This window comes from Roseovarius halophilus (ex Wu et al. 2025), assembly GCF_047086965.1.
The window spans coordinates 1-11,084 of the sequence record NZ_JBKOTX010000181.1; the positions used below are offsets into that span (position 1 = coordinate 1).

Annotated in this window: 13 protein-coding genes; 2 read left to right on the top strand and 11 right to left on the bottom strand. The window is 65.0% G+C overall.

Annotated features, from left to right (window positions below):
• From ACH107_RS25425 to ACH107_RS25455, 7 genes are all read right to left on the bottom strand, one after another.
• A partial coding sequence (locus ACH107_RS25425; RefSeq protein WP_412508383.1) for an ATP-binding cassette domain-containing protein occupies positions 1–305 on the bottom strand: 305 nt, incomplete at its 3' end.
• Positions 298–1,281: a branched-chain amino acid ABC transporter permease gene (locus ACH107_RS25430; protein ID WP_412508384.1), complete on the bottom strand. Its 984-nt coding sequence runs from the start codon at positions 1,279–1,281 to the stop codon at positions 298–300. The genes ACH107_RS25425 and ACH107_RS25430, both read right to left, overlap by 8 nt.
• Entirely contained in the window at positions 1,278–2,198 is a 921-nt protein-coding gene (locus ACH107_RS25435) for a branched-chain amino acid ABC transporter permease (protein ID WP_412508385.1), read from the bottom strand. Before ACH107_RS25435 ends, ACH107_RS25430 begins: the two co-directional genes overlap by 4 nt.
• A 55-nt stretch (positions 2,199–2,253) precedes the next feature.
• Positions 2,254–3,396 carry an ABC transporter substrate-binding protein gene (locus ACH107_RS25440; protein WP_412508386.1) on the bottom strand — a complete coding sequence of 381 codons (1,143 nt, stop codon included), beginning with the start codon at positions 3,394–3,396 and terminating at the stop codon, positions 2,254–2,256.
• A gap of 24 nt (positions 3,397–3,420) precedes the next feature.
• The gene (locus ACH107_RS25445; RefSeq protein ID WP_412508387.1) at positions 3,421–3,657 is read right to left on the bottom strand and encodes an Lrp/AsnC ligand binding domain-containing protein; all 237 of its coding nucleotides are present in this window, start codon (positions 3,655–3,657) and stop codon (positions 3,421–3,423) included.
• Positions 3,658–3,757: 100 nt separating this feature from the next.
• Positions 3,758–4,174, bottom strand: coding sequence for a L,D-transpeptidase (locus tag ACH107_RS25450; RefSeq protein ID WP_412508388.1), 417 nt, complete (start codon positions 4,172–4,174; stop codon positions 3,758–3,760).
• Positions 4,171–4,596 (bottom strand): tellurite resistance TerB family protein, encoded by a 426-nt coding sequence (locus tag ACH107_RS25455; protein WP_412508390.1) that lies wholly within the window; start codon positions 4,594–4,596, stop codon positions 4,171–4,173. The genes ACH107_RS25450 and ACH107_RS25455 overlap by 4 nt, the downstream gene beginning before the upstream one ends.
• A 135-nt stretch (positions 4,597–4,731) precedes the next feature.
• Between ACH107_RS25455 and ACH107_RS25460 the strand changes: the two genes are divergently transcribed.
• Positions 4,732–6,375, top strand: a complete 1,644-nt coding sequence (locus tag ACH107_RS25460; RefSeq protein WP_412508391.1) for a lysine--tRNA ligase — start codon at positions 4,732–4,734, stop codon at positions 6,373–6,375.
• Between the two features lie 59 nt (positions 6,376–6,434).
• Positions 6,435–6,833 (top strand): c-type cytochrome, encoded by a 399-nt coding sequence (locus ACH107_RS25465; RefSeq protein WP_412508392.1) that lies wholly within the window; start codon positions 6,435–6,437, stop codon positions 6,831–6,833.
• Here ACH107_RS25465 and ACH107_RS25470 read toward each other — a convergent pair.
• The 4 genes from ACH107_RS25470 to ACH107_RS25485 all read right to left on the bottom strand — a co-directional run bounded on the left by ACH107_RS25470 (position 6,821) and on the right by ACH107_RS25485 (position 10,965).
• On the bottom strand, positions 6,821–7,603 hold the full coding sequence (locus tag ACH107_RS25470; RefSeq protein ID WP_412508393.1) for a hypothetical protein: 783 nt from the start codon (positions 7,601–7,603) through the stop codon (positions 6,821–6,823). The genes ACH107_RS25465 and ACH107_RS25470 overlap by 13 nt on opposite strands.
• Before the next feature lie 406 nt (positions 7,604–8,009).
• Complete coding sequence (locus tag ACH107_RS25475; protein ID WP_412508394.1) at positions 8,010–8,828, bottom strand: HEPN domain-containing protein; 819 nt, start codon at positions 8,826–8,828, stop codon at positions 8,010–8,012.
• On the bottom strand, positions 8,828–10,786 hold the full coding sequence (gene parE / locus ACH107_RS25480; RefSeq protein WP_412508396.1) for a DNA topoisomerase IV subunit B: 1,959 nt from the start codon (positions 10,784–10,786) through the stop codon (positions 8,828–8,830). Before parE ends, ACH107_RS25475 begins: the two co-directional genes overlap by 1 nt.
• 89 nt (positions 10,787–10,875) lie before the next feature.
• Positions 10,876–10,965: a hypothetical protein gene (locus ACH107_RS25485; RefSeq protein WP_412508397.1), complete on the bottom strand. Its 90-nt coding sequence runs from the start codon at positions 10,963–10,965 to the stop codon at positions 10,876–10,878.
• Between the last annotated feature and the right edge of the window lie 119 nt (positions 10,966–11,084).

The window sequence follows — 11,084 nt, forward strand, 5'->3', positions numbered from 1 at the left end:
GTGGCGTTCTGGAGCACGGTGTCCTCCATCGCGAGGGCCGATATCTGGAAGGTGCGGGCCAGCCCCGCGCGGGCGCGGGCGCGGGTGGGCAGGGCGGTGATGTCGCGGCCCATGAACTCGACCCGGCCGCTGTCGGGCGCGAGCCCGCCGCATACCTGTGCGATGAGCGTGGATTTGCCGGCGCCGTTGGGCCCGATGATCGCGTGGATCTCGCCGGGGCGGAGCGTGAGGGTCACGTCGTCGGTCGCGCGTAGGGCGCCGAAGGACTTGCTCAGCCCGTGGGTGGCCAGGACCGGGTCAGTCATGGGCCACCTGCCGTCCGGCCAGCAGGCCGATCAGCCCGCCGCGCGCGAAGAGCACCACCGCGAGGAGCAGCGCGCCCAGCCAGATGTGCCAGTAGTCGCTGAGCCCCCCGAGGAGGTGTTCCAGCGTGATGAAGAGCGCCGCGCCGGCCACCGGGCCGAACAGCCGGCCGACCCCGCCGAGGATGATGAACACGATGATCTCGCCGCTGAGTTGCCAGCTGAACATGGTGGGCGAGACGAAGCGGTTGAGGTCGGCGAAGAGCGCGCCTGCCAGCCCGGTGATGGCCCCGGAGATCACGAAGGCCAACAGGCGCAGGCGGAAGGGGCTGAGGCCAACCGTTTCCACCCGTTGCGGTGCCTGTCGCGCGGCGTTGAGCGCCAGCCCGAAGGCGGAGCGGGCGAGGCGCGCGTTGAACCACAGCGCGGCGGTGAGCAGGGCGAGGCAAATCCCGAAGAACTGGATCGGATCCAGCGTGTCGAGACCCGGGAAGCCGTTGCGCACGTAGATCGACAGCCCGTCCTCGCCGCCATAGGCGGGCCAGCTGATCGCGAAGAAATACAGCATCTGGCCGAAGGCGAGGGTGATCATGATGAAATACACCCCCGAGGTGCGCAGTGACAGCGCGCCGATGACGAGCGCGGCGAGCGCGGCGGCCAGCAGCGCCACGAGCCAGATCAACGGCATGGATTTGGTCCCCTCGATCAGCAGCGGGCTTTCCACGAGGGGCGTGTAGCTCTGGGCGTGGCTGGCGAGGATGCCCATCGCGTAGCCGCCGATCCCGAAGAAGGCGGCATGCCCGAGGCTGACCAGCCCGCCCAGCCCGAGCGCGATATTGAGCCCCACCCCCGCCAGCGCGAGGATCGCCACGCGGGTGGCGAGCGTGATGGTGAAGGGTTCGTCCACCGCCCATGCCCAGAGGGGCACGGCGACGAGGCCCGCGAATAGGACCGTGTTGATGAGTTGTTCACGCCTCATGCGCGTGCCCCGAACAGGCCCTGCGGGCGCCAGACCAGCACCAGCGCCATCAGGATGTAGATCAGCATCGAGGCCAGCGCGGACCCGGTGGCGGTGGCGGCCGCATTTTCCATGAAGAGGCGGAACACCTCCGGCAGGAGAAGCTTGCCCATCGTGTCGGTCACGCCCACCAGCAGCGCGCCGACGAGCGCGCCCTTGATCGAGCCTATCCCGCCGATCACGATGACCACGAAGGCGAGGATCAGCACCGGTTCGCCCATGCCGACCTGCACCGACTGGAGCGCGCCGACCATCGCGCCGGCCAGCCCGGCCAGCGCCGCGCCGAGGGCGAAGACGATCGTGTAGAGTTTCGAGATGTCGACGCCCAGCGCCGCGATCATCTCGCGGTCGGATTCGCCGGCGCGGATGCGGATGCCGAGCCGCGTGCGCGAGATCAGCCAGAATAGCCCGGCCGCGAGCCCCAGCCCCGTGAGGATGATGGTCAGCCGGTAGAGCGGGTAGCGGATGCCGCCGGGCAGCGTGACCGGGCCGGACAGGTAATCCGGGATATCGAGGAAAAGCGGGAAGGAGCCGAATATCCAGCGTGTGCCTTCGGAGAAGATCAGGATCAGCGCGAAGGTCGCCAGCACCTGATCGAGGTGGTCGCGCGCGTAGAGCCTGCGGATCACGACCAGTTCCACCAGCGCCCCCGCGGCGGCGGCCGCGGCCAGCGCGGCGGCGAGGGCGAGCGGGAAAGACCCCGTCCAGCCCGCCACGGTGGCGGCGGCGAAGGCGCCGACCATGTAGAGCGAGCCGTGCGCGAGATTGATCAGCCCCATGACACCGAAAACGAGCGTGAGCCCGGCGGCCATGAGGAAAAGCATGACCCCGAACTGAAGCCCGTTGAGGAGCTGTTCGATGAAGAGGATGGTTGTCACGAAGGCGTGCCCCGGGATGGGGCCGGGCGCGGGACGCGCGCCCGGCCGTCAGGTCTTACATGTCGCACTCGTCCACGTAGACGTTCGCGTGGTCCTCCAGCGCGACGCCGATGATCTTGTTGGTGAAGATGTCACCTTCCTTGATCACCTCGCGCACGTAGATGTCCTGCACGGGATGGTTGTTGGAGGCGAAGGCGAAATCGCCGCGGGTCGAGGCGAAATCGGCCTCCTTCAGCGCGGCGCGGAAGGCCTCGTGATCGGAAATGTCGGCCTTGGCCATGGCCGAGAGCAGCAGGTTGGCCGTGTCGTAGCCCTGGCTGGCATAGAGCGAGGGCAGGCGGCCGTACTCGGCCTCGAACGCCTCGACGAAGGCCTTGTTGGCCGCGTTGTCGATGTCCTTGTTCCATTGCGAGGTGTTCTTGACCCCGAGCGCCGCGTCGCCGACGGCCTGAAGGATACCCTGGTCGAAGCTGAAGGCCGGGCCGACGACGGGCAGGTCGATGCCGGAATCGGCCAGCTGCTTGAGGAAGGAGATACCCATGCCGCCGGGCAGGAAGAAGAAGATCGAGTCGGCCTCCGAGGCGCGGATCTGCGCGATCTCGGCGGCGTAATCCTTCTGGCCCAGCTTGGTGAAGACCTCGCCGGCAAGTTCACCCTCGTAGATGCGCTTGTAGCCTGTCAGCGCGTCCTGACCGGCGGGATAGTTGGGGGCCAGGATGAAGGATTTGCCGAAACCGGCTGAATTGGCGTAGCCGCCCGCGGCCTCGTGCAGGTTGTCGTTCTGCCACGCGACATTGAAATAGTCCGGGTGGCATCCCTTGCCGGCCAGCATCGACGGCCCGGCATTGGGCGAGAGGTAGAACTTGCCCCGGGCGGTGGCCGACGGGACAACCGCCATCGCGAGGTTGGACCAGATGATACCGGTGAGCACGTCCACCTTTTCGGACTGGATCATCTTGTCGGCGAGCTGCACGGCGATGTCGGGCTTGCGCTGATCGTCCTCGACCACGATTTCGAGATCGTCGTTGCCGGCCATCTTGGTGGCCAGCAGGAAGCCGTCGCGCACGTCGATGCCCAGCCCGGCGCCGCCGCCGGACAGCGTGGTGATCATGCCGACCTTGACCTTGCCGTCCTCGGCCGCGGCAGCCGTGGCCGCCAGCCCCATGCAGGCGGCGGCGATTAGCGATTTCAGTTTCATGTCGTCACTCTCCCTTTTGTATCGTCAGAACGCCTTGAAGGTCAGCGTCGTTTCCGTGCGCTCGATCCCGTCGATGTCGAGCAGGTTCTCGTTGATGTACTTGCCCACATCGGCGCCTTCGGGGATGTAGAGCTTCATCAGCAGGTCGAAGGGCCCCGAGGTGGAATAGAGTTCCGAGTGGATTTCGCGCAGCGCGACCTCCTCGGCCACGCGATAGGACGTGCCGGGCTTGCAGCGGATGTTCACGAAGACACAGCGCATGGGGACCCCCTCATTGTCATTGGCTACCAGTTTGTAAGGGTTTTGGCGCGGATGAAAACGGCGAATTTCGCGCCCGTGGTTCGAAAGCCGTCGCGATGGTCTATTCCACGATCTCGATCAGCGTGTTGGCGCGGCCGTGCCGCAGCACGAGGTTGTAGAGCGTTTCCGCGTGACCGGGGCTCAGGCGCACGCAGCCGGCCGAGGCCGGGGTGCCCAGACGCTCGGTCTGGTCGGTGCCGTGGATGGCGAAATTGCCCGAGAAGAACATCGAGTGCGGCATCGGCGCGTTGTCGTAGAGCGTGGAATAATGCATCCGCTTCATCGCCTGCACGCGGTAGAGCCCGACGGGCGTGACCTTGCCCGCCCGCGCGGTCGAGACCGGCCAGCGATGCGTTGGCGCGCCGTTCAGGGCCACGGTCATTTCCTGATCCGACAGGTCGATGCGCACGTCAACGATCGCGGCCAGTGCCGGCCACGCGGCGACGACCAGCGCGAGAATGGTGCAGGCCCGTATCACAGGGTCATGTGCCGGGCCCGCGCGCCGCGTTCGATGGCGGCCGCGTGAAGCCGGTCGATGTTGAGTTCGTAGCGGATTTCCTCGAGCAGGCGCAGTTCCCGCTCATTGAGGGAGCCGTCGGCGGCGGCCACGTCGCAGGCCAGCGCGTAGGCCGTCTCGAACAGCGTCTCGGGCAGGTTGTCGCGCACGAGGCCGAACAGCGCGTCAAGCCCGTCCTCGACACTGAATAGGTCGAACACGGTCTGTGACACCACGCGGATCCGGTCTTCGTCGTAGCTGGCGAAAATCGGCAGGTTGTTCACCGCCGTCTGGATCTTGACCAGTTCCGAGGTCCTCACGTCCTCGTCCGAGGCGGAAATGGCGATCATGACGGCCACGAGGCAATCCTCGGGGGTCATTGGGTGGGGGGCTTGCTGGCTCATGGCCTGTCCTTCGGTTGCCTGCGTTGTTGCGGCGCAGAATATTGACTGTCCGCGCCCCCGGCAATAGGAAGCGCCCAGCCCGGTCGCGGTGACGTGCCGCCGGTTCCGGGCGCAGGTAAGTCTGGAGTTTCCCCGATGTCCGATATGCGCGATGCCGCGATGCAGTCGAAAGCCTGGCCTTTTGAGGAAGCGCGCCGCGTTCTGAAACGCTACGAGAAGGCGCCGCCCGAGACGGGTCACGTGATCTTCGAGACGGGGTACGGCCCCAGCGGGCTGCCGCATATCGGCACCTTCGGCGAGGTGCTGCGCACCACGATGATCCGCCACGCCTTCGAGACGATCAGCGACATCCCCACGCGGCTGATCTGCTTTTCCGACGACATGGACGGGATGCGCAAGGTGCCCGGCAACGTGCCCAACCGCGGGCTGCTGGCCGAGCACCTGCAAAAGCCGCTGTCGGACGTGCCGGACCCGTTCGGCACGCACGAGAGCTTCGGCGCGCACAACAACGCGATGCTGCGCCGGTTCCTCGACACGTTCGGCTTCGATTACGAATTCTACTCGGCCACCGATTTCTACCGCTCGGGGCAGTTCGACGCGGTGCTGCTGCGCGCCGCCGAGCGCTACGACGACCTCATGAAGGTGATGCTCAAGTCCCTGCGCGAGGAGCGGCAGCAGACCTACTCGATCTTCCTGCCGCTGCATCCCGAGACGGGCAAGGTACTGTACGTCCCGATGAAGGAGGTCAACGCCGCCGACGGGACCGTGACCTTCGATGACGAGGACGGCCGCGAATGGACCGTGCCGGTGACGGGCGGCAACGTGAAGCTGCAATGGAAGCCCGACTTCGGCGCCCGCTGGGCCGCGCTCGGCGTCGATTTCGAGATGTACGGCAAGGACCATTCCACCAACACGCCGATCTATGACGGCATCTGCCGCATCCTGGGGACGCGACCGCCCGAGCATTTCACCTACGAGCTGTTCCTCGACGAGAACGGGCAGAAGATTTCCAAGTCCTCGGGCAACGGAATCAGCATCGACGAATGGCTCAGCTATGCCTCGACCGAGAGCCTGAGCTATTTCATGTATCAGAAGCCCAAGACGGCCAAGCGGCTGTATTTCGACGTGATCCCCAAGGCCGTGGACGAATATCACCAGCAGTTGCGCGCCTATCCCGGCCAGGACCTCAAGGCGCGGCTCAACAACCCGGTGCATCACATCCACAACGGCGACGTGCCCGCGTCGGACATGGTGGCGCCGTTCTCGATGCTCCTGAACCTCGCCAGCGCGTCGAGCGCCGAGGACAAGGAGACGATGTGGGGCTTCATCCGCAAGTACGCCCCCGAGGCCAGCCCGGAAACGCACCCGGCGATGGATGCCGCGGCGGGCTTCGCGGTGCGTTACTTCAACGACTTCGTCAAGCCGGCCAAGGTGTACCGCGCCCCCGACGCGGCCGAGCGCGCGGCGCTGGCGGATCTGGCCCGGGCCCTGCGCGAGCCCGATTTCGCACTGGCCGAGATCGCGCGGAAGAATGCCGACATGGGCAAGGACGAGCCGCTGCCCGAGGCCGATTACGGCGACGAGGAGTTCCTGCAATCGGTCGTTTTCGCCATCGGCAAGAACCACGGCTTCGAACCGTTGCGCAACTGGTTCACGGCGATCTACGAGGTGTTGCTGGGCGCCAGCCAGGGGCCGCGGTTCGGCGGGTTCGTCGCGCTTTACGGCGTGCCGGAGACCGCCGCGCTGATCGACGCGGCGCTGGCCGGGGACCTGGGCTGAGCCAAGCCATTGCGCGCCGCGCGAAGCTTTGACATGATGGGCAAAACGGAGGCGGCGGCATGTGGCGTATTTCCCTGATTTTCCTTGGTTTCCTGGCATTCGCCTGTAGCCGGGTCTCGATGCCGGAGCCGTCGGAGGGGCGGGCGCTCTACATGGATAACTGCGCGCAGTGCCACGGTGTCTCGGGCAAGGGCGACGGGCCTTGGGCGGGCTCTTACGATCCCGCGCCGTCCGACCTGACGCGCATCGCCGCGCAGGACAGGTTTCCGCGTGCTCATGTCCTGAGCGTGATCGACGGCTATGACCGGTCAGACCTGCCGGGCAAGGACATGCCGGAATTCGGCCTGCTGCTGGAGGGCGACACGGTGCCCGTCGACGTTGGCGACGGGGTGCTGACCCCCACGCCGCGCCCGCTGGCCGCGTTGCTGGCGTATCTCGAAAGCATTCAGGACACCTGATCGTCTTTCTTCTGGCGGCGGGCGGCGCGCAGATCCGCGATGGTGCGGCCGAGGCGAAACGGGGCGGCGAAACTGACCAGGCAAATCGCCAGCGTCTTGAGCCCAAGGAGCCATGCGCGCGAGTCGATATAGGCCCATTCCTGCTGCAAGGCCCGCGTCTGGGCCACGAGCGACTCGTAACTGCGGGCCAGAATACGGAACTGGCCCACGACCTCGGGCGCGCGCGTGTCCAGCGTTTTCAGCGCGGGGCGGGTGGCGGAGTCAATCGGCTGAAATGCCAGAAGTTCCCGCGTATCGAGGGCATCGGCCTGCGCCCGCATCTCCGACATTGCCTTGGTGTCCGGGGGCGCGGAGAAGGGGAAAAGATCGCGCAACGCCGCCTCGTTGTCCGACGCTTCGGTGAACAGCGGCAGCGCGGCATTCCGGGCGGTCGAAGCAGCAAGGAAATCCGCCTTGTCGCACAGCGTCGCCAGCGCCGCGCTGCCCGGCGCGGCGCAATGGCCAAGACGGAACGCGTTGACATCCCTGTCAAAGGCGATCGTGGCGGCGCGGGTCATCCCGATCTGGCGCTCGATGCGGGAACTGTCGGCAAGGTAGATGTCGGCAACCACCGCGCCCAGCGCGCCGAACAGCCCGAACACCACCCAGAGCAGATCCGCCAGCGCCCATATGCGTTGTCCCGGCGGCGTGCACAGGCAGGCCACCGTGATCCCGCAGCCAGCGGCGAAGGCCAGCAGGTAAAGCGGAAACTGGTAATCGACAAGGACCATGCGCTGCCCCCGTGGTCACCCGCGCAGTATGAAGCGGCCGGTCCGTTTTGCAAGCCATGACCGATCACGGCCCTGTCACCGGCGGATCGTCCCGCGTCCGGCATCGCCGCATCGAAGGCCACCCGGCGGCTTTTCCAGAAGGTACGAGCAAGCCGCGCGATGGCCAGACCGCGGGATGGCGATGCTGTGTGTGAGCGGGGCGCTTCATGGCGCCGTGTTCGGCGGGACTCCGGGCAGCGTGCTTGCCGCCACCAGATCGCCAGCCCGTCGCACCGAAGATGCGCCAGTCATGGTCGGCCCGCCCCCGGCGTGACGGGCGGGCCGGCGATCGCGCGGCGGCGCTGTGCGCCTTGAGTCCGCGCAGATATTTTCGCGGGTGGTGGGCAGAATGCCCACCCTACGCTTGCTATTCTGACCCTCGCTTCGCGATTTCCTCTTTTAAAGGGCTTCTAAACTTTTTGGGCAAGGCATGATCAGCCAACCATGCAAGGGCTTCCAGTCGCTCTTGGCCGCCCTCGATATTCAGAAAAATTTCCGAGTTTATTGCGGAGCCGCCGGCGCAAATTTTCTCTTGATCCACCGCCTCTTCATAAAAGTAAGAAAAATTCCTCCAGCGAAAACTTTCACCTATTATATCTTTTGCGCCTTTATGTATATTATTTTGAAAGCCCATTTTTGGGTGCAGTTGGAGTAAGGGGTGCTTTCCGAGCAGTTCGCGTGCGGTTTCATTATAGCCTTCGACCAGCATATCCAGCGGAAAGGCAATCCGCCGTAACATGAAGCACAAGTTATCTAACTTGTTTAGATCGCCAAAATCGAGGGTAATACTGTATGATCGGTAGCGATTATCTGGGCGTCCCAGTCTCTCTACCCGCTTGATGTAATCGCTGACTGGCTCGAATGGCGGGAACGCAAAAAGGGCGCGTTCTCGTGGGAAGACATTTGGAGGGACAAGTATGGATGGAATAAGGTCTTCGGCAATATCGGTGGCAGAGGAGAACATATCAGTCAGATCATGGGTGAAATTAATACTTCTATTATTGAGCAGCAGGATTGCTTTAAGATACTTCTCAATGGCTTGTTGTGAGCTCCAGCAGTATTGAAACTGGAGTCGTGATCGCGCCGACATTCTCGCAACTAGATAATCTTCATCTGCTGCATCTCTGAACATGCGCCAGATACTAGATCGAATATAAACATTGTTTTGAGGCCCCACGTCCTCCATCAAACATCCAACTCCTCCACGAACCGCGCGTTCTCGGTGATGTACTGGAACCTCAGTTCGGGCTTCTTGCCCATCAGCCGCTCCACGAGGTCGCCGGTCTCGCCCGGTTCGTCGTCGTCGATGGTCACGCGGATCAGCTTGCGCGTGGCCGGGTCCATCGTTGTTTCCTTGAGGTCCTTGGCGTCCATCTCGCCCAGACCCTTGAAGCGGCTCACGTCGATCTTGCCCTTGCCGCCGAGGCCCTTTTCCAGCCACGCGTCGCGCTCGGCCTCGTCGAGGCAATAGACCCGTTTTGCCCCCTGCGTCAGCCGGTACAAAGGCGGGCAGGCCAGATACAGGTGCCCCGCGTCGATCAGCGGCCGCATCTGGCTGAAGAAGAAGGTCATCAGCAGCGAGGCGATATGCGCGCCGTCCACGTCGGCGTCGGTCATGATGATGATGCGGTCATAGCGCAGGTCGTCGATGTTGAACTTCGTGCCCAGCCCCACGCCGAGCGCCTGCGTGAGGTCGTTGATCTCGGCGTTGGATCCCAGCTTGGACGAGGCCGCGCCCAGCACGTTGAGGATCTTGCCCCGCAGCGGCAGCAACGCCTGTGTCTTGCGGTCGCGCCCCATCTTGGCCGAGCCGCCCGCGCTGTCGCCCTCGACGATGAAAAGCTCGGTCCCGTCGCGCGTGCCGGTCGAGCAATCCACCAGCTTGCCGGGCAGGCGCAGCTTCTTGGTGGCCGACTTGCGCTGGGTTTCCTTTTCCTGCTTGCGGCGCTGGCGTTCCTCGGCCCTGAGCACGAGGAAATCGAGGATGGCGCCGGCCGACTTGGTATCGGCGGCCAGCCAGTTGTCGAAATGGTCGCGCACCGCGTTCTCGACCAGTTTCTGCGCCTCGGTGGTGGCCAGCCTGTCCTTGGTCTGGCCCACGAATTCGGGCTCGCGGATGAAGCACGACACCAGCGCGCAGCCCCCCGTCACGAGGTCCTCGCGGGTGATGTTGGCGGCTTTCTTGTTGTTCACCAGTTCGCCATAGGCCTTGATGCCCTTGAGGATCGCGGCCCAGAACCCGGCGACATGGGTGCCGCCCTCGGGCGTGGGGACGGTGTTGCAGTAGGATTGCAGGAAACCGTCGCGCGAGGGGGTCCAGTTGATCGCCCATTCCACCTTGCCCGGCCGGCCGAAACGTTCCTGGAAATCCACCGACCCGGCGAAGGGGGTTTCCGAATAGGTCGCGGCCCCGCCCAGCGTTTCCTTGAGGTAATCCGACAGCCCGCCGGGAAAGTGGAACGTCGCCTCGGTCGGGGTCTCGCCGTCCTCGATCGCGGATTTCCAGCGGATTTCCACGCCCGAGAAGAGATACGCCTTGGACCGGATGGAGCCGAAAAGGCGCCCGGGCTTGAAATGATGCGAGCCGAATATCTCGGGGTCGGGATGGAAGGTCACCGTGGTGCCGCGCCGGTTGGGGGCCTGCCCCACCTTTTCCAGCGGGCCAAGCGGCTTGCCGCGGGCGAACCGCTGTTCGTGCAGTTCCTTGTTGCGCGCGACCTGCACGACCATGGAGTCCGACAGCGCGTTGACCACGCTGGCGCCCACCCCGTGCAGGCCGCCGCTTGTCTCGTACGCCTTGCCCGAGAACTTGCCGCCCGCGTGCAGCGTGCAAAGGATGACTTCCAGCGCGGACTTGCCGGGGAATTTCGGGTGCGGATCGATGGGGATGCCGCGGCCGTTGTCGCGGATGGTGATCGCCCCGTCGGCGTGCAGGTCCACCTCGATGCGGGTGGCGTGGCCCGCCACGGCCTCGTCCATGGAATTGTCCAGCACTTCGGCCACGAGGTGGTGCAGCGCGCGATCGTCGGTGCCGCCGATATACATGCCGGGCCGTTTGCGGACGGGGTCGAGCCCTTCGAGCACCTCGATCGAGGCGGCATCGTAATCGCTGTTGTCGGACGGTGAGAGGAGGTCGTCGGCCATGCGTCTGCTCTTTGGTTTATTGGTTGGCCCGCAGTATGGCAGAGCTCGCGGGGCGGGGGAAGTGGGCGTGTCGCCGTGCCCCTTCCGCGTCACGCCGCGGTGTCGCGCAGGCAGCGCGCGCAGCCGGCCAGCGCGGCGTTGTCGTCGGTCACCAGCGATACCGGGATCGCGCGCAGGATGTCCGTGTACGGCCCCTTGGCCGTCGATGTTGATCACGTCGACATCGGTCGCCGGCGGGTCGGCCTGATCCAGGTTGATGCGGATGATGTTCACGCCACCGTCGTATTCGTCGAGCGTG